A 17,624-nucleotide genomic window follows, 5' to 3' on the forward strand; every position below is an offset into this window, starting at 1 on the left:
AGGTTTCCCAACGGATTTACAGTCCGTCCTCGTTGGCCGCTTGAGTATCTCCCCTAAGCTTTTGCTTATCTTGTTTGTTTAGAACGGTGCAAATATAGGGCTGTTTTCTTAATCCGCAAGACTTGCAAGGCTTTTTTTTCTTCTTTTTTTTACCGAATTTATCTAACTAATTGGTTATAAAAAAAGTAGTGTTGAAAATATTTTTTAAAATTTATTGATTGTTTGTCGAATGTCAACCAGTTTTTTCATCAAATCTTCAAAGTAATCTAAGTGTAGCATGTTCGCTCCATCACTTTTTGCATTCGCTGGATCGAAGTGTGTTTCTAAGAATAGCCCATCTACACCTACGGCGATACCTGCCTTAGCGATAGTTCCGATTAGATCAGGACGACCACCTGTCACTCCAGACGATTGGTTTGGCTGTTGTAATGAGTGTGTAATGTCTAATACCGTAGTAGCGTATTGTTGCATCGTAGGGATTCCTCTATAGTCAACAATCATATCTTGGTATCCGAACATTGTTCCTCTATCTGTTACCATTACACTTTCGTTATTACAGTCTAATACTTTCTGAACAGCGTGCTTCATACTCTCAGGACTCATAAACTGTCCCTTTTTAAGGTTCACTACCTTACCTGTATTTGCAGCAGCTACTACTAGGTCTGTCTGTCTTACTAAGAAAGCTGGGATCTGTAAGATATCTACATACTCGGCAGCCATAGCAGCGTCAGAGTTTTCATGGATATCTGTTACAGTAGGTACACCAAATTCTTTTCCTACTTTTTGTAATATTTTGAGTGCTTTTTCATCACCAATACCTGTGAAGCTGTCGATACGAGATCTATTTGCTTTCTTAAAAGAACCTTTGAATACATAAGGAATCTTTAGTTTATCAGTTACTGTCACGATATGCTCTGCGATACGCATTGCCATTTCTTCACCTTCGATAGCACATGGGCCAGCTAATAAAAAGAAGTTATCAGCCTCAAGGTTCTTAATTAGGGGGATATTATTTAAATTCATAAAATTCGATTATTTATTATTTTTTCGTTTGTTGTTCTTGTTCTTTTGACCTTTAACCTGAGTGTTTACAACAGGTACGGCCATGTTTTTTGTCTGTATAAAGTACGAAATAATTGCGATAATAACAACACCAAAAGATAAATTGTTCGTCACACCATTTCTAAGATACATATCAAATGTTGCATAGCTCTGAGCCTCTTCTAATGACATTTTGGTCTGTGTAACCATTGCTTCTTGTAAAGTTGCCATAAAGTTAGGACTTACTTGGTTAAAAGCGATGTACTGTATAAGAGGGAAGAAGAAGGTAATCATGATACAGATTACAAGCCCTGATAAGAAAGCACGTTGCCAAGAAATGACTCCATTGTAGAATTCGCGTTTCTTCTGTCTAATCCCCAACCAATAGAAGATCACTAGGACAAGGTTAAATAGCAATTGAAGTCCTACTTCATATCTGATTTTTTCTAAGTCGTGAAAGCCAAGAGATTTGACAATAAACATCCAAACTAAGGCCGCTAATGTAGCATACGAGGCCCATTTAAATTCTATAGAGAAATTCCTCATTATTCTGTGTTATAATTAATAGTTCAAAAGTAAAGTTTTTATTTTATAGCTTAAAATATATTTTATATTGATATTTTTTATTAGATTTAGAAGTGTTTATGTAATTCTTGGCAAGGATTGTGATGCATAAATTAAAAAAACACAATAAACCACCCATAAATAAAACTATTATGAAAAAATTAATCCTTATTAGACATGCAAAATCATGCTGGAATGCTATAACCGATGATTTGTCACGCCCAATATCGACCAGAGGGGTGAACGATGCGCACTTAGTTTCGCATGCTTTAGTGGGACATCTGCCTGCTAAAGTTATTGTATGGAGTAGTCCTGCCAAAAGAGCGAAGGAAACAGCAAAAATATTCTGCCAGAATATGGATATTAACTTAGACTGTATTATTTTAAATCCTGATGTGTACACTTTTGAGCGGTCAGGATTAATAAAAGCGATAAAAAAATGTAAAAATGAGCATGATACCTTAATTCTTTTCGGGCATAATGAGGCAATAACAAAATTTGTTAATAAATTTGGTAGCGAAACCTACGAGAATGTTCCCACATCAGGTGTTGTCATTATAAACTTTGACATCGATGATTGGGGGGATATAGAAAAGGGGACAACTGAATTAACTATTTTCCCAAGAGACTTAAAGAAATAATGAATAATAATAACGCAACAAAATACAAGTATATCGACCGCGAAAAAAGCTGGTTGTCATTTAATGAGAGAGTACTTCAAGAGGCTGGTGATGAAACCGTTCCTTTGTTAGAAAGGCTAAGGTTTATTGGTATTTTTTCAAATAATTTAGATGAGTTTTTTAGAGTTCGTTATGCTACCATACGTAGAATGACACTTACTGGTGAGAGTAATCGTAGACTGGGAAGTGGAGTGATCGTTAAAGATTTATTAGCTCAAATTACAGAAAGAGTTATTCAACTTCAAAAAGAAAGCGTACGCATCTTACATGAGGTGGAACGCAAACTAGAAGATGAAGGAATCTTTATGGTCAATGAGAAACAGATTAGTGAGAAGCAACAAGCCTTTGTCAAAGACTTTTTCTTACATCAGGTGTCTCCTGACTTGGTAACTATTATTTTGAGTGATTTGGCAGAGTTCCCTCTTTTAAGAGATACGCATGGGTACTTAGTTGTGAAGTTAGAGGTAGATGAAAAGCTCGTAGAGAAGCACTGTACGAATAAACAAAGACGTGATAATAGCTCGGTACGCTATGCTATTATTGAGATTCCGAATATCATTAACCGATTCGTAGAAGTACCTTCTGACGATCCTGGGAAGAAGTATATCATGATGTTAGACGATATTATTAGATTTAATCTAGATTCTATCTTTAATATCTTTGATTTGAAAGCGGAATCAGCTTATATGATTAAAGTAACACGTGATGCCGAGCTAGACTTCGATACAGATTTACACAAATCTTTTGTTGAGAAAATATCTAGTGGAGTACGCGATAGAAAACAAGGTGCTATTGTGCGTTTCGTTTATGATCAGGAAATGGATGATGAGCTGCTAGATTTCTTATTAGAGAATGTGGAGATCGAGCTTAACGATAGTATCATTCCATCAGGGAGATATCACAATAGACGGGATTATATGGGCTTCCCTACTACAGGTAGAGTAGATCTTACTTATCCAAAACAGGTACCTGTAGCCGTGAAGGGACTGAGTCTTGAAGATAGTATTATTCAGCAGATACAGAAGCGAGACTATATGATCTACACTCCTTATCAGTCTTATTCTTATCTGGTGAAGTTCTTGCGTGAAGCGGCTTTAGATCCACAAGTGTTGTCTATTAAGATAACGCTTTATCGATTAGCTAAAAACTCTCAAATTATTAGTTCTCTTATCAATGCAGTAAAGAATGGCAAGAAGGTAATTGCTCAGGTGGAGCTACAAGCGCGTTTCGACGAGGCTAGTAATATCTATTACTCAGAATTAATGCAGGCAGAAGGAGTTCAGTTAATATTTGGAGTTAAGGGACTTAAAGTACACAGTAAGATCTGTGTAGTAGAACGCCTAGAAAATAAAAAAGTAAAACGCTATGGATTTATTTCGACAGGTAATTTCAACGAAAGCACAGCCAAGGTGTATACGGATGTAACGGTGTTTACGAGTCATAATTCGCTGATGAAGGATGTGTCTAAGGTATTTGAGTTTCTACAAGTGAATTATCGCGTACATCGTTATAAGCACTTATTAGTCTCTCCACATTATACACGTAAGGGGTTTTATAAGTTGATAGAAAGGGAGATTAAGAATGCTAAGAATGGGTTGCCTGCTTATATTCGATTAAAGATGAATAGCTTATCAGATCTGAAGATGATAGATAAACTATATGAGGCAAGTAATGCAGGAGTTAAAATACAGTTGATCATTAGAGGAATCTGTTCGCTTATACCTGGAGTACCTGGTATGAGTGAGAATATTGAAGCCATCAGTATTGTAGACCGTTTCTTAGAGCATTCTAGAGTTTATATTTTTGGGAATAATGACAATCCTGAGGTGTTTATCTCTTCAGCAGATTTTATGACTCGAAATTTAGACGAAAGGGTAGAAGTAACTTGTCCTATCTACGATGAGTCAGTCAAGCAAGAGTTAATCGATACATTCGATATCGGATGGAAAGGAAACTATAAAACGAGATATCAGACAGCAGACTTATCTAATAAGTACAGAGGATATACGGCCGAAAATATGTTTCATGCTCAACAAGAAATGTATAAGTATTATCAAAATAAATTAAAGTAAAAGAAGAAATTATATATGCTAAAAATAAAGAAGTATGCCGCTATAGATATAGGTTCTAATGCCATGAGACTGTTGATAATGAATATCATCGAGGAAGAAGGAAGAGAGACTATATTTAGTAAGAGTTCATTAATACGTGTGCCTATTCGACTAGGACAAGATGTTTTCACTACAGGAAAGGTATCTCCTGAAGCAGAAGATCGTATGGTGGATGCTATGAAGGCATTCTTTTTACTGATGAAGGTAAACAAGGTAGATCAATTCATGGCCTGTGCTACTAGCGCAATGCGTGAGGCTACTAATGCTACATCTATCGTGGATAGAGTGTATAAAGAATCTGGAATAAAGATCAGTATTATAGATGGTAAAAAAGAGGCTATGATTATCGCTTCGTCTGATTTAAAGCACTTTATCAATAGTAGTAATAGTATTCTATATATAGATGTGGGAGGTGGAAGTACAGAGTTTACGCTGTTCTCTAATGGTAAACAGTTAAACTCTAGGTCTTTTAAAAATGGTACTGTACGTTTATTAAACAATATGGTAGAGCCTCAAGTATGGAATGATATAGAGCAATGGATCAAAGAAGAGACTAAGGACTTAAAAGATTTAATCGTCATCGGTAGTGGTGGGAATATCAATAAGATATTTAAAATGTCTGGTAAAACACAGGATAAACCACTTACTTACTTCTATCTGCATAAACAATTACTCCGATTAAGTAAGATGTCTTATGAGGATAGGATTTCTCTACTAGGATTGAATCCAGATCGGGCTGACGTTATTATACCTGCTATAAATATCTATAATAACGCCATGAAATGGAGTGGTGCTAAATACATCTATGTTCCTAAAATAGGAGTGTCAGATGGTATCGTAAAAGCACTTTATTACAATAAAGTAAAGCTTGATTATCAAGTAATAGACTATTAAAACTTCTCAATAGCTCCTAATCCAAATAGGGCAAAATCATATTTGACAGGATCTATTGGATCGAAGCGACGCAAAGCCGCATCTAGTTCAGCTAGTGCCTTTGCGTCGTTTTGTTTACGCTTTAGGATACCTAGTTTTCTAGCCATATTACCAGAGTGTACGTCTAATGGACAAGATAAATTAGCTGTACTGATTTGTTTCCATATCCCTAGATCTACCCCTTTATGATCATCTCTGACCATCCAACGCAGGTACATATTAATGCGCTTAGCAGCAGAACCTTTGAGTGGATCTGAGATATGCTTCTGTGTACGCGACTGATGTTCTATTTCGAAGAATAGTTTTTTGAAGTTAGAAATTCTCTCTTGCATATTCATTTCTTGGTTAGCAAAGACATTTTCTAGTCCATTGTGGTTGGTATAAATATGTTTAAGGCCTTTTATAAAAGTTGCAAAATCTACACCATTGAAAGTTCTGTGCACAAAGCTCTCTAAACTCTCTAAATGGTCGTCATGGTGTTCCATCACAAAGTCATAAGGAGAATTTCCCATGAGCTCCATCATGCGATGCGCATTCTTAATAATCATCTTTCTATTGCCCCATGCGATGGTAGCACTTAAGAACCCTGCTATTTCTATATCTTCTTTTAGAGTATATAGATGAGGGATTTGTATAGGATCGTCCTGAATAAAAGTAGGGTTGTTATAAAGAATCACCTTTTCATCAAGGAATTCTTTAAGTTCTGCCTTAGTCATTTAAATTTTGTTTTTGTTTAATTTGCCCATCAATCATGGTTAATTTACGATCAGCCATATTGGCTAAATCTTCATTATGAGTGACTATAACGAATGTCTGACCTAGTTCATCTCTAAGTTTAAAGAACAGCTTATGCAAGTTCTCTGCTGAGTGTGTGTCTAGGTTGCCCGATGGTTCATCCGCAAAGATGACAAGCGGTTTATTAATTAGTGCTCTAGCTACAGCTACCCGTTGTTGTTCTCCTCCTGATAATTCAGATGGGAAGTGCTGTATACGGTGAGAAAGTCCTAGATATTCTAGTAAGCGTATCGCTTCTTTCTCTGTCTCTTGTTTATTTTTATTTGCTATAAAAGCAGGAATACACACATTTTCTAAAGCAGTAAACTCAGGTAGTAACTGATGAAACTGAAAGATAAAACCTAGGTGCAAGTTTCTGAATTTAGAAATCTCTTTGTCTTTTAGACCAAGAATGTCTTGACCATTTATAGAAAGCGTGGTTTGATTTTCTATAGAAGGTTTGTCTAAAGTTCCTAATATCTGAAGTAAGGTCGTTTTACCAGCCCCAGACGCTCCAACGATAGAAACAATTTCTCCTTTTTTTATATGTAAATCTACCCCTTTTAAAACTTCAAGTTTATCGTAGTATTTATGAATATTAGTTGCTCTGATCATTTAGTTAATTTTAGAAATACAAAGTAACGCTTTTTACCTATTTTAAAAACCTAAAAATGATTAAAAGAGGTGTAATATATTTTTAAAAATAAAAAGTATCTTTATAGCAAGGATGATTGTAAGGTAAATAGACCTTATAATTACTTTAAAGTGAGTAAATAATCAATAGAAAGTTAGATAATGGAAAATGATAAATTAGAAACAGCAATATTCGGAGCAGGATGTTTCTGGTGTATAGAAGCTATTTATAAAAGTTTAAAAGGGGTAGAAGAGGTACTCCCTGGATATATAGGCGGTATAAAAGAAAACCCTACTTATGAAGAAGTATGTACAGGAGAAACAGGACATGCAGAAGTAGTGAAGTTAGTATATAATCCCACAGTGATTAATTATAATGAATTACTAGAAGTGTTTTTTACAAGTCATAATCCTACAACTTTAAATAGACAAGGTGAAGATGTAGGGACACAGTATAGAAGTGAGATATTCTATACAACAGAAGCACAAAAAGCTGCTGCTAGAGAATATTTAGATATCTTAAGTAATGAAAAGGTATACGACGATCCTATTGTAACCAAAATATCAGAGGCAACAAAGTTCTATGTGGCGGAAGATTATCATAAAAATTACCTTGAAAAAAGCGGAGATCAGAACCCTTATTGTCAACTTGTAGTAAAACCAAAGTTAGATAAGTTTAAAGCAAAATATAATGCGAAGCTTAAGTAATGAACGATGATTACGAATAATAAAATTAAATATAGACAGCTAATTATCGGGATATTTATGGACCTGATAGGGTATCTATCCTATGCCATACCAGGGGTAGGAGAGATAGCTGATGTGGTGTGGGCACCAGTGTCTGCCTATATTCTAGCAAGGATGTATCCTGGCAAAGTAGGTAAGATAGCTGCGACTGTAAACTTCATTGAAGAGCTCTCTCCAGGACTTGATTTTATACCCACATATACTATAACTTGGTTTTATACATATTTTGGTAAAAAACAAGATTAGTTAATTCTTTGCGAGTAATTTGTGTAAATCATTATTATTTATTAAATTTATGTAAAATAAAAAGATTAGGAGAGTTTTAGAATTTAACAATTAATTAAAAGTATTTCTTATGAGAAAAGTTTTTACACTATTATTCGCAGCGTTAGTTTTTATGTCTTGTACCAATGCAAAAAAAAGTAGAGAATTGGGAGATCAGCAAGCTGGTGAGAAGATTATAGGATGGTATTATTACAACGTTAAACAAGGGTTATATGATTCTATTCCCAACTTAGTAGATGATGACTTCTTCAATAGCGATCAAAAAGCAAAACTTGTAGAAGACTTAAAAGCTAAAAAAGAGAAATTAGGAAAGTTAGACAGCTTTACAATGGATAAATGGGAGATGACAGATAGAGATAAAAAAGCAAAGACTAAAGATTTCTATTTCGAATACAAAGTAAAATATGAAAATGAACCAGAAACAATTACAGAAAAAATTTACCTAAGTCAAGAAGGTAATGATCTTAAAATTTCGAAGTTTGAATTCAGCAAATAATACAAAAAGAAAGCTCCTCTATCTGAGGAGCTTTTTTATATGTGCTATTCTGAGTCTGAACTTAGAAATTCTGTGATAATACTTTGCATTTCTTCTAAGCTTACAACTTTTAGATCAGGGTGTGTTTTTAGCCAAGAAGAATTAAGTGCTCTTAAATCTTCTTTAATTTCTTTAAACGAGTTGTCTTCTAGTAGAGAAGTCGTTTCTTTTTCTTTACCTAAATCTAGTTCGAAGAATTTCTTTAGTTTGATATTGCTAAATGCTTTTACTCTGCGCATTTGTTTTTCGAAGTAGTCTAAGTGTTCTTTTGCTTCCATAGCTGTAAGCCCTGCATGGATAATCTCTACCAGGTCTAGATCCCATTTGCTCTTCCAAATAAAAGCAGCTAGTCCTTCTGTTTCTAATATATTTAAATAATAATCTACACAGTAACTAGCAAAAGCATCGGGATGTAATTCGTCATCACCTACTTCTGAGTTACGCAAGTAGTTTACTACAGAAATATTAGAGTTAATGATGTCTAGGGGATTTTCACTGTTAAATGTATTTTCTGATATTAAAATATAGTTGAATTCTCTCATAGTATAAAATATTAGGTAAGAAAAAAGCGATTCCAAAATAAGTGTGGAATCGCTTGATATATCTTTAATTAAGATTTTTGTTCTTTGTTAAAGTAAACTAGGTAGTAATACATTTGTTTCTCCTCATCCCATCCTTTTTCTACAAATTTATCAGCACTATCAGGATTGATAAAATCAAGTTTGATTTGAATGTTTGTATCAAGGTTGATAACATTCTTAAGTTTCTTTCTAGCATCTGTTACTGCATTATTTGCAATAGGGAAAGATGTTGTATCCTCAATGCTATATTTCTCTCCTTTGTCTACTTTATAGTTTTTGAATTCAGCAGCTAAATCAGGATTGTCTATCACTTCGTTTAAGAAGTTTGTTTCTTCGAACTCGTCGTTTTTAGCAAAGTAATTTACAGAACGGTTCATGAACATCACTTCCTCTTTTTTATCTTCAGCAGGAAGAACTACATCTTTAGCGAAGTCTTGACAGAATTTAAGATATTTCTTAGTCATAAATGCTTCGTCTTGGAATATATCTACATTTAAGAAATGCTCTAACCAATAACGTGCATCATATTTATTACTATCTATCGTTAAGATTTTATAACCTTCTTCTTTTTTATAGTTGAAGATGATACATCCTTTGTCTAATTTGTTCAAGTTGATTCCTTGTAAAAGAAGCATTTCTAAATTAGAATCTTTTTCTTGTAACTGTAAGAAATCAGTTTTAAGCTCACTTTTAAAAATACCAATAGCATCTACAACATTATTATCAATAGATAAGTTCGTTAAATAAGTAACATAAACTTCTCCATTTTTAATATGTGGATGATTAGACTGCTCATATAGGTGACGTGTGATTTTTTTAGAAACCTCTTGTACGTTATCTGATGAAGGAGCATTGAAGATCTCATTAGCAAAGTTGTACATTTCGTTGAATTCTAAATCTACGTCATGAGCGAATTGGTAGTAACTTTCTTCTTTTTCGCGGAACGGTTTAAAGAAATACTCTTTTAATAAAGGAGCTATTTCATCGTTTAAATTATAAGGTTCTGCAGATAAGAAGATAGCTTCATTTCTACTTTTATTCCCAACTCTATGGATAGATAGAGTTTCAATGTGCGTATTAAATAAGTTGATCATAATGGCAATAATATATTAAGCAGTATACTACTTAAATTATAAATTAAAAAATGAAATTAATAGTTGTTAGTTCCAAGTATCTTCGTATCCGAAGTCTTCAAAACTATCATCTCCATCGAACATGTCGTAGTCTTCATCATCGAAGTCATCGTCAAACTCTCCAAAGATATCTTCATTAGATACAGGGTTGGCAGTGAATGACTTACCAGGCATACTGTCAGGTAAGATACCATGTGAGAACAGCAATTCTGGATAGGCAGCACCTGGCTCTTCTTCTTCGATAGCCCCTAGCTCAACGAAGAAAGTCCACATATTTAAAAAGTCATATACATATATGATTTTTGTGTTTTCTTCATCTAAGATAGAACTGATAGTAGTAGAGCTCATCGTTTTGTGTTCTCCAGGAGTATCTCCCATATCAAACAATGAAATTTCCTCTTCTAGTTGAGTCCATTGGTCATCACACGCATAAAAAGAAGCTGCTTCCATTCCGTCAAAACCAAAGGCATTAACGATAGCATTGTGTAAATCTTCTAATGAGTCATCTTCTAAAATAGCAATGTCTCTAAATATATCTTCCTCAGTATCAAGGATTACTCTGAACTTATAAACCATAACTTTTTTGTGGATTAGAAACGCAAATTTAAACTTATTATTCATTATTGAGGAATAAAAACCAGTCTTTTTACCTACATTTTAACGAAATAGCTACACCTAGTTGAGAGCCAGTTTTTTACTGTAAAACCAAGTATTTTACAGTTCATCCTTTAAACTTAACAATTCGGTAGTCTTCTTTTTTTTAGTTGTTGGTTCTATTACATCTTTGCTTCAACAAAAAAGACAAGAGATATGAAAATTATTATTACCATTACTTTATTTTTGATAACATTCTTCTTATCTATGTTTGGAATAAACAGGACAGTAGATTCAAAAAGTGTTTTTCAAGAAAAACAACTGTTAGTAAATATAAAGAATAATCATGTTTTAAAAGATGAAGCCAAGAAATAATATTGTAAAGATAGGAGCTGTATTACTGATAACATTTTTTATGTTTAGAAGAGTATTAAATCTACACTATATAGATATCTACTTATTTATACTTTACTTCAGTTTACTAATCTCTATAATTTTAGGGGTTAATTACTATTTAAAGAGAAAATACTTTGGTAAATTAAATGTATATTTAAGGGAAAACGAACGAAACATCGGATGGGCAACAGCTATTACTACGGCTATTAATTTTGTAGCAATACTCTGTGTCGCTATTCTTCTAAAGATGATCAATAGTTTCTTTGTAGAAGGAGAGCATATAGCAACGGTATTTATGGATGGCCGCTTTAGGTCTGTATTAAACTTCACTGTGTTTTATTCTATCCTATTAGCTATTTATTTTCACATTACTTTTTCTTCTTTAGTAAAAGACCAGCAGTTAGAAGAACAAAAAGTAATAACGGGTAATGTATCGGCCCAGTTCGAAAGCCTTAAAAACCAGTTAGATCCACATTTCTTATTTAATAGTTTGAATGTATTAGGCGCATTAATAGAAGAGGATCAAGAAAAAGCAGTAGAGTTTAACCATTCTCTTTCTAAGACCTACCGCTATATCTTAGATCAGAAGAATAAAGAACTAGTACCTCTAGAAGAAGAATTAGCCTTTGCGAAGACTTATATTGAACTATTACAAATGCGATTTGAAGATAGTCTAATATTTGAATTGCCAGAAAAAGTAAAACAAGAAGGTGCTAAAGTGGTTCCATTGTCTTTACAGTTGCTATTAGAAAACGTGATTAAGCACAATAAATCTTCTTCGCAAAGACCAATACATATTCTGATTAAAGAAAGTCCTGACGGATATCTAATAATCCAAAATACATTAAATAAGAAACAGGCGTTGGAGAATAGAAAAGGAATAGGATTAGAGAATATAGCAAGTAGATATGCGCTATTAACCACTAAACCAGTATTTATAGAAGAGTCAGAAGAATATTTTACAGTAAGAATACCAATACTAACTAAAATTATAGAACAGATGAGAATCATAGATGTACCTGAGAACGAACAAGAAATCTTAGTAGAAGCTAAGAAAAATGTAGAAAAAATAAAAAAGTTTTATGCTCACTTAACTACATTCATCATGGTTAATGTTTTTTTAATTGTGATTAATATGATTACTGACCCATCATTTCCTTGGGCATTAATTCCTTTATTTGGGTGGGGAATAGGCTTAGTTGCTGATGCGATGAGAACATTTAATTACAGTCTGTTCTTAGGTAGAGATTGGGAAGATAAGAAGATCAGAGAGTATATGGATAAGCATAACAACGGAGGTACACAAAAATGGAACTAACAGTATATGAAAGAGTCAGTCATATCACCAGAAGCTTTAAGGAGCTATCAAAGACTTCAGAGAAAGCGTTATAACAGCTTAGTTCGTATAAGTATAGAGATTATTGTTTATATGGCAATTATTGGCTTTGTGTTTTTTGCTAATTATTATCATTTTAGACGAGTACGAGTACAAGTAGGGAATGATAACCCAGTGAATGCATATTTACTTTTCTCTCTATTAATTCTATGTGCATTGGTAAGAGTTATTATTCTATACCTAGATAAGATACCAGTGTTGTCAAAGTTACAAGAGAGAATGGAGAGGAGAGAATTCGAAAGATTAAAAAATACATATCAATACCAAGTAAGATTAAATCATCATGATTAGTATAGTTATTATTGAAGATGAAAAGCCTGCGGCTCGTTCACTAGAGAGAAAATTAGATAAGTTAGGTTATAGTTCTATGATAAACCTTTCTAGTGTCGAAGAGGCAGTATTGTGGTTTGGCTCTAATAAAGAGCCAGACCTCATCTTTTTGGATATACAGTTATCTGATGGACTGTCATTTGAGATATTTGAGCAAGTAAAAATTAATAGTGCTATTATTTTTACAACCGCTTATGATGAGTATGCATTAAGGGCTTTTAAGTTGAATAGTATAGATTATCTACTTAAACCAATTGAAGAGAAAGAATTAAAACAAGCCATCGAAAAGTTTGAGAATAATGGATCTGTGTTCTTTGGGTTTAATCAACAGTTAGATTTCTTTAAGCAATTTATGAATTCTAGTAATACAGTGGAATACAAAGAGCGCTTTGTGGTAAAAGTGGGCACACAGATAAAAATAGTAATGCGCTCTGAGGTTGTTTGCTTTTATAGTGAGAATAAGGCATCTTATGTACAGACTATAGAAGGACGTAATTATATTATTGACTACAGTCTTGAGGAGTTAGAAAAAATGTTAGATCCAAGAGACTTCTTTAGGATAAATAGAAAGTTTATTATATCTATTAATAGTATTAAAGATATCTATGCCTATTCCAATTCTAGATTAAAACTAAATTTGATAAACCTGGAATCTGAAGAGTTAATTGTCAGTAGAGAAAAGGTAAATGACTTCAAAAAATGGATTGAGAAGTAAAAAAGTTTTTAAAAAAACAAAGAATACTAATAACAATCAAATGATGGTTAATAGGTATGTTACAATTATTATTATTTTGGTCTCTAATTTAAAAAATAATTATGAAGAAGTTAAGTGTTTTGTTTGCCTTGATTTTATTAATGGTTTCTTGTCAAAAGAAGAATACAATCGAGGTAATTACAGAGAATCTACCAGATAAGACTAAGGTAGATGTCTATATTAGGGGGTTAGGCTTTAATGAGTCAGAAGTAGTTACTAGTGGAGATATAGAAGGAGGGAAGGTGATACTGGATAATCCATTTACAGAGGGAGAATGGGCATACCTCTCTATAAAAGAGTCAGAAGAAGAGAATCATATTGTTCTTTTTGTAGGTGAGCCAGGGGCAATTACCATTCGATTCGATAAGAATAATCCTGATAAAAGCACTGTTGAAGGAACTGATACTAACAAGATAGTACAACAGTTTATGGGAGATACACGCCCTATATCACAAAAGTTAGACGCTTTCATCGAAAAAAACATGTCAAGAATGCAAGAGTTGGCTGGTTCAACAACGAATGACGAGGGTAAAGAAGAATTAAAAAAGTTAAAACAAGAGTATTCAAGTATTGCAGGTGAATTTGATGTAACAATCAAAAAGTATGAAGCTGCCAATAGAGATAATGCATTTGGATTAATGATGTTTGTTGAATTAATGAATATGCAAGAGAAGTCATTAGCGGAGTATCAAGCTGATTTTGACCAATATTCTGAAGCATTGAGAACATCTAAATTTGGTAAAAGAGTAGATGCCTATATCAAAGAATTATTAGAGAATGATGGAAAAGAAGTAGCTACCTTTAAAATAGGAGATAAATTACCTGAATTTAAAGGACTTACTCCAGAAGATAAAGAATTAACGCTATCGTCATTTTTAGAAGGAAAAAAACTAGTCCTTGTAGATGTGTGGGCTTCATGGTGTGGACCTTGCCGTCAAGAGAATCCAAATGTTGTCAAAACCTATGAGGATTATCACAAACTAGGTTTTGATATTATTGGTTATTCTTTAGATAAGGATAAAGCGGCATGGGTTAAAGCCATTGCGGCTGATAAATTAACTTGGGCTCAGGTTTCGAATCTAAAGTTTTGGAAAGATCCTATTGTAAAAGATTATGGCATAAAAGGAATACCAGCAAATTACCTAATCGACGCTAATGGTGTTATTGTAGCAATGGACTTAAGAGGGAATGAATTAGGAGAAAAAGTAAAAGAGCTGCTAGCAAAATAATTTACATAGATAAGTATATCTTAGAGCTGCTATGACTTCGAGTTATAGCAGTTTTTTTTTTGACGTATAGAGGTACGGGGAGAAGCGAATAGTAGAGTTGTAATTCAAGTATTAAGCAGAATAATACAAGTTTTTAGCCAAATTTGTTAATATCTTTATGTGATAAGTTAATTATCATTAAAAGTTAGTAAACGGAAGGGGTTTAGTCCTTTATAATATCTATTTTTAGCCTACGTAAATAAAAAATATCTAAATGAAGAAGTTAAGTGTATTGCTTTTTGGCGCATTGGTATTTGTATCCTGCCAAGATAAAAATGTAATTGAAATTACGACAAAAAATATTCCTGATAATGCAAAAGTAGAGATTTTGTCTAAAGAAATTGGTCAGGATACTCCATTTGCAGTAGCAGAAGGAGTTATTGTGGATGGTAAAGTGAGTCTAAAGAATCCTTTTACAGAAATAGATGAGGCTTTTCTCTCGATTCAAGAAGAAGGACAGGTAGGACATAGTGTTTTCTTTATGGGAGAGCCTGGCAAAATTACAATTGAGTATGACCAACATCATCCTGATAGACCTATTCTAGGTGGAACTGAGAATAATATAAAGTTACAGCAGTTCTTAAATCAGATGAAACCTTATACTGACAAGTTAACTCAGTTTTTAAGTGAGAATGGTGCAGTGTTAAATAATGCTTCTGGTGATATTGATCCAGAAGTGATAGAAAAGCTAAAACAACAGTACAATGCATTGTCAGAAGAAACTTCTAGATTAGCAGATAAATTTGAGATAGAGAATAATAGAACAGCTCTAGGCTTGTTAATGATTTCTCAGAAGATAGGTTCGAAAGAAAAGTCGTTAGAAGAATTAAAAGAAGAGTTTAGTAAATATCCTGCACAATTAAAAAAGACCAAATTAGGTAAGAAAGTAGAGTCGCTATTAACAGGTGCAGAAGGAGACTTAGCAATAGGGGGTATATTACCTGACTTTAAAGGATTGACTCCTGAAGGCGAAGAATTAACTCTAACGGATTTCTTAAAAGGTAAAAAGTTAGTCTTAGTAGATCTATGGGCTTCGTGGTGTGGACCATGTCGTCAAGAAAATCCTAATTTAGTGAAAGCATATGAAGCTTATCACGATAAAGGTTTTGATATTATTGGATATTCTCTGGATAAAGAAGAGGTTGCTTGGAAAAAAGCAATCCAAGTAGATAAGCTAACTTGGACTCAGGTTTCTAATCTAAAGTATTGGGATGATCCTATTGTACCGATTTATGGAATAGAGGGAATTCCTGCAAGTTACTTAATAGATGGGAATGGTACTATTCTAGCAATGAATTTGAGAGGTGAAGACCTTATTAAAAAGGTAGCAGAAGTCTTATCAAAGTAATTTTGAATAACTAATGATAGAATGTAAAGCTGTTGTGATTTAGTTCATTACAGTTTTTTTATTGTAATTCTGTAACAGTATATGTTTAGGATATAGTGTATATATAGGGTAAGAATAACAGTATTTAGTTAATCATTTTACAAAGTATATAAAAATAAGGGGTTTCGTTTAAAATAATGTCTATTTTTAAGGATTAAATAAAAAACATAATTAAATGAAAAAATTAGGAGTTTTTCTTGTAGCGGCACTTGTATTTGTATCGTGTGAGAAAAAAAGTGTTATTGAAGTGACTGCTAGTAACTTCCCTGATAATACTGAAGTAGAAATTTTAGCTGTAGAAGTAGGAAAAGATGTACCTACAGAGGTGGCTAAAGGAATTATTGTAGGAGGAAAGGTATCTATTGAACATAAGTTTACAGAGCTAGACGAAGCTTTTTTAAGTATAAAAAGTGAAGGAGAACAAGGTTTTAATGCCTTTTTTCTAGGAGAACCTGGGACAATTACAATCAAGATTGATAAAGAAACACCAGAGAAGACTGTTGTTGGTGGAACAGAGAACAATGAGAAGCTTCAGAAGTTTCAGAATGAAATCAACCCTTATGCAGAGAAAATCATGAAGTTCTCTGACGATAATGGAATGCAAATGATGATGATGGCTCAGAGTGGTCAAACAGATTCAGAGGAGTTTAAAAAATTACAAGCTCAGTACGAAGAATTATTAGTAGCTCCTAAAACTATTCTAGAAAAATACGCTAAAGAGAATGAAGGAAATGCTTTTGGAATGTTTTTACTAAATCAGATGATTCCTGCAGGAGAAAAAACGCCAGCAGAATTTAAAGCAGAATACGATAAATATTCTAAAGGTTTAAAAGAATCTAAGATAGGTAAGAGAGTTGCAGAACGTTTAAGTCAAATATTAGACGAAGGTGAAGAGGTAGAAGGATTATCAGTAGGAGAAAAATTACCAGAGTTTAAAGCACTTACTCCAGAAGGAAAGGAATTAACTCTATCAGCTTTTTTACAAGGAAAAAAGTTAGTATTAGTAGATGTTTGGGCAGCATGGTGTGGTCCTTGTCGTCAAGAGAATCCTAATGTTGTAAAAGCATATGAAGCTTATCATGCAAAAGGGTTTGACATTATTGGATACTCTATCGATAAAGAAGATGCTGCTTGGAAGAAAGCAATCGCAACAGATAAGCTAACTTGGACTCAAGTATCTAACTTAAAGTTCTGGGAAGACCCTATCATTGCTGATTATGGTATCGAAGGGATTCCTGCTAATTATCTTGTAGATGGTAACGGAACTATCCTTGCAATGAACTTAAGAGGTGAGCAGTTAAGTAAAACAGTAGAAGAATTATTAGCTAAATAAGCTGGACTAAATAGACCAAAAGGGCTGTTATGACATTGTCGTAGCAGCCCTTTTTGCTTTCTATAATTAGGCTTTTAAGGAATTACGAATATTTACCAGTTCGCGCGGATTTGCAATCCGTGCGGTTATCACATACGCCTGACAACGTA

At 33.5% G+C, this 17,624-nt stretch carries 19 protein-coding genes; 12 read left to right on the forward strand and 7 right to left on the reverse strand.

All coding sequences use genetic code 11. The annotated features are described in order from the left end of the window. Positions 1-204: 204 nt before the first annotated feature. Positions 205-1,023: a 3-deoxy-8-phosphooctulonate synthase gene (gene kdsA / locus AABL85_RS16785; protein ID WP_006263721.1), complete on the reverse strand. Its 819-nt coding sequence runs from the start codon at positions 1,021-1,023 to the stop codon at positions 205-207. A gap of 9 nt (positions 1,024-1,032) precedes the next feature. Further along, complete coding sequence (locus AABL85_RS16790) at positions 1,033-1,587, reverse strand: DUF4199 domain-containing protein (protein ID WP_341310932.1); 555 nt, start codon at positions 1,585-1,587, stop codon at positions 1,033-1,035. A gap of 170 nt (positions 1,588-1,757) precedes the next feature. Between AABL85_RS16790 and AABL85_RS16795 the strand changes: the two genes are divergently transcribed. From AABL85_RS16795 to AABL85_RS16805, 3 genes are read left to right on the forward strand one after another with little or no spacing between them, the layout of a single operon-like run. Beyond that, positions 1,758-2,246 (forward strand): SixA phosphatase family protein, encoded by a 489-nt coding sequence (locus AABL85_RS16795; protein ID WP_341310933.1) that lies wholly within the window; start codon positions 1,758-1,760, stop codon positions 2,244-2,246. Continuing rightward, entirely contained in the window at positions 2,246-4,357 is a 2,112-nt protein-coding gene (gene ppk1 / locus AABL85_RS16800; RefSeq protein ID WP_341310934.1) for a polyphosphate kinase 1, read from the forward strand. Before AABL85_RS16795 ends, ppk1 begins: the two co-directional genes overlap by 1 nt. Before the next feature lie 15 nt (positions 4,358-4,372). Next, a complete protein-coding gene (locus AABL85_RS16805) occupies positions 4,373-5,290 on the forward strand; it encodes an exopolyphosphatase (protein WP_341310935.1) in 918 nt (305 codons plus the stop codon). Here the strand turns inward: AABL85_RS16805 and AABL85_RS16810 are convergent. Further along, complete coding sequence (locus tag AABL85_RS16810) at positions 5,287-6,045, reverse strand: TIGR02757 family protein (protein ID WP_341310936.1); 759 nt, start codon at positions 6,043-6,045, stop codon at positions 5,287-5,289. The genes AABL85_RS16805 and AABL85_RS16810 overlap by 4 nt on opposite strands. Further along, positions 6,038-6,718, reverse strand: coding sequence for an ABC transporter ATP-binding protein (locus tag AABL85_RS16815; RefSeq protein ID WP_341310937.1), 681 nt, complete (start codon positions 6,716-6,718; stop codon positions 6,038-6,040). Before AABL85_RS16815 ends, AABL85_RS16810 begins: the two co-directional genes overlap by 8 nt. 180 nt (positions 6,719-6,898) lie before the next feature. Here AABL85_RS16815 and msrA point away from each other — a divergent pair, with 180 nt between their 5' ends. The 3 genes from msrA to AABL85_RS16830 all read left to right on the forward strand — a co-directional run bounded on the left by msrA (position 6,899) and on the right by AABL85_RS16830 (position 8,264). Continuing rightward, a complete protein-coding gene (msrA, locus tag AABL85_RS16820) occupies positions 6,899-7,444 on the forward strand; it encodes a peptide-methionine (S)-S-oxide reductase MsrA (protein ID WP_341310938.1) in 546 nt (181 codons plus the stop codon). A 6-nt stretch (positions 7,445-7,450) separates the two neighbouring features. Then, complete coding sequence (locus AABL85_RS16825) at positions 7,451-7,729, forward strand: hypothetical protein (RefSeq protein WP_341310939.1); 279 nt, start codon at positions 7,451-7,453, stop codon at positions 7,727-7,729. A 109-nt stretch (positions 7,730-7,838) separates the two neighbouring features. Then, positions 7,839-8,264, forward strand: a complete 426-nt coding sequence (locus tag AABL85_RS16830; protein ID WP_341310940.1) for a hypothetical protein — start codon at positions 7,839-7,841, stop codon at positions 8,262-8,264. A gap of 44 nt (positions 8,265-8,308) precedes the next feature. Here the strand turns inward: AABL85_RS16830 and AABL85_RS16835 are convergent, their stop codons facing one another. The 3 genes from AABL85_RS16835 to AABL85_RS16845 all read right to left on the reverse strand — a co-directional run bounded on the left by AABL85_RS16835 (position 8,309) and on the right by AABL85_RS16845 (position 10,593). Further along, a complete protein-coding gene (locus tag AABL85_RS16835; RefSeq protein WP_341310941.1) occupies positions 8,309-8,845 on the reverse strand; it encodes a DMP19 family protein in 537 nt (178 codons plus the stop codon). A gap of 68 nt (positions 8,846-8,913) precedes the next feature. Continuing rightward, entirely contained in the window at positions 8,914-9,978 is a 1,065-nt protein-coding gene (locus AABL85_RS16840) for a nucleoid-associated protein (protein WP_341310942.1), read from the reverse strand. Positions 9,979-10,044: 66 nt separating this feature from the next. Beyond that, positions 10,045-10,593 carry an IS1096 element passenger TnpR family protein gene (locus AABL85_RS16845; RefSeq protein WP_006261351.1) on the reverse strand — a complete coding sequence of 183 codons (549 nt, stop codon included), beginning with the start codon at positions 10,591-10,593 and terminating at the stop codon, positions 10,045-10,047. Between the two features lie 376 nt (positions 10,594-10,969). On the opposite strand from AABL85_RS16845, the gene AABL85_RS16850 reads away from it, so the two are divergent. The 6 genes from AABL85_RS16850 to AABL85_RS16875 all read left to right on the forward strand — a co-directional run bounded on the left by AABL85_RS16850 (position 10,970) and on the right by AABL85_RS16875 (position 17,475). Next, on the forward strand, positions 10,970-12,325 hold the full coding sequence (locus AABL85_RS16850) for a 2TM domain-containing protein (RefSeq protein WP_341310943.1): 1,356 nt from the start codon (positions 10,970-10,972) through the stop codon (positions 12,323-12,325). 6 nt (positions 12,326-12,331) lie between these two features. Next, a complete protein-coding gene (locus AABL85_RS16855) occupies positions 12,332-12,694 on the forward strand; it encodes a hypothetical protein (RefSeq protein WP_341310944.1) in 363 nt (120 codons plus the stop codon). Continuing rightward, the gene (locus AABL85_RS16860) at positions 12,687-13,448 is read left to right on the forward strand and encodes a LytTR family DNA-binding domain-containing protein (RefSeq protein ID WP_341310945.1); all 762 of its coding nucleotides are present in this window, start codon (positions 12,687-12,689) and stop codon (positions 13,446-13,448) included. Before AABL85_RS16855 ends, AABL85_RS16860 begins: the two co-directional genes overlap by 8 nt. A 101-nt stretch (positions 13,449-13,549) precedes the next feature. Continuing rightward, complete coding sequence (locus AABL85_RS16865; RefSeq protein WP_341310946.1) at positions 13,550-14,716, forward strand: TlpA disulfide reductase family protein; 1,167 nt, start codon at positions 13,550-13,552, stop codon at positions 14,714-14,716. A 253-nt stretch (positions 14,717-14,969) separates the two neighbouring features. Continuing rightward, positions 14,970-16,103 (forward strand): TlpA disulfide reductase family protein, encoded by a 1,134-nt coding sequence (locus tag AABL85_RS16870; protein ID WP_341310947.1) that lies wholly within the window; start codon positions 14,970-14,972, stop codon positions 16,101-16,103. Positions 16,104-16,317: 214 nt separating this feature from the next. Beyond that, on the forward strand, positions 16,318-17,475 hold the full coding sequence (locus AABL85_RS16875; protein WP_341310948.1) for a TlpA disulfide reductase family protein: 1,158 nt from the start codon (positions 16,318-16,320) through the stop codon (positions 17,473-17,475). Positions 17,476-17,624: the final 149 nt, after the last annotated feature.

Origin of the sequence: Myroides odoratimimus (assembly GCF_038039805.1) — a bacterium.
Classification (GTDB): domain Bacteria; phylum Bacteroidota; class Bacteroidia; order Flavobacteriales; family Flavobacteriaceae; genus Flavobacterium; species Flavobacterium odoratimimum_B.

Coding starts and splice junctions, on each gene's coding strand:
- AABL85_RS16875 (WP_341310948.1), top strand. CDS start 16,318: ATGAAAAAATTAGGAGTTTTTCTTGTAGCGGCACTTGTATTTGTATCG.
- AABL85_RS16815 (WP_341310937.1), bottom strand. CDS start 6,718: ATGATCAGAGCAACTAATATTCATAAATACTACGATAAACTTGAAGTT.
- AABL85_RS16805 (WP_341310935.1), top strand. CDS start 4,373: ATGCTAAAAATAAAGAAGTATGCCGCTATAGATATAGGTTCTAATGCC.
- AABL85_RS16855 (WP_341310944.1), top strand. CDS start 12,332: ATGAAAGAGTCAGTCATATCACCAGAAGCTTTAAGGAGCTATCAAAGA.
- AABL85_RS16825 (WP_341310939.1), top strand. CDS start 7,451: ATGATTACGAATAATAAAATTAAATATAGACAGCTAATTATCGGGATA.
- AABL85_RS16865 (WP_341310946.1), top strand. CDS start 13,550: ATGAAGAAGTTAAGTGTTTTGTTTGCCTTGATTTTATTAATGGTTTCT.
- AABL85_RS16850 (WP_341310943.1), top strand. CDS start 10,970: ATGAAGCCAAGAAATAATATTGTAAAGATAGGAGCTGTATTACTGATA.
- AABL85_RS16845 (WP_006261351.1), bottom strand. CDS start 10,593: ATGGTTTATAAGTTCAGAGTAATCCTTGATACTGAGGAAGATATATTT.
- msrA (WP_341310938.1), top strand. CDS start 6,899: ATGGAAAATGATAAATTAGAAACAGCAATATTCGGAGCAGGATGTTTC.
- AABL85_RS16790 (WP_341310932.1), bottom strand. CDS start 1,587: ATGAGGAATTTCTCTATAGAATTTAAATGGGCCTCGTATGCTACATTA.
- AABL85_RS16795 (WP_341310933.1), top strand. CDS start 1,758: ATGAAAAAATTAATCCTTATTAGACATGCAAAATCATGCTGGAATGCT.
- ppk1 (WP_341310934.1), top strand. CDS start 2,246: ATGAATAATAATAACGCAACAAAATACAAGTATATCGACCGCGAAAAA.
- AABL85_RS16840 (WP_341310942.1), bottom strand. CDS start 9,978: ATGATCAACTTATTTAATACGCACATTGAAACTCTATCTATCCATAGA.
- AABL85_RS16810 (WP_341310936.1), bottom strand. CDS start 6,045: ATGACTAAGGCAGAACTTAAAGAATTCCTTGATGAAAAGGTGATTCTT.
- AABL85_RS16830 (WP_341310940.1), top strand. CDS start 7,839: ATGAGAAAAGTTTTTACACTATTATTCGCAGCGTTAGTTTTTATGTCT.
- AABL85_RS16860 (WP_341310945.1), top strand. CDS start 12,687: ATGATTAGTATAGTTATTATTGAAGATGAAAAGCCTGCGGCTCGTTCA.
- kdsA (WP_006263721.1), bottom strand. CDS start 1,023: ATGAATTTAAATAATATCCCCCTAATTAAGAACCTTGAGGCTGATAAC.
- AABL85_RS16835 (WP_341310941.1), bottom strand. CDS start 8,845: ATGAGAGAATTCAACTATATTTTAATATCAGAAAATACATTTAACAGT.
- AABL85_RS16870 (WP_341310947.1), top strand. CDS start 14,970: ATGAAGAAGTTAAGTGTATTGCTTTTTGGCGCATTGGTATTTGTATCC.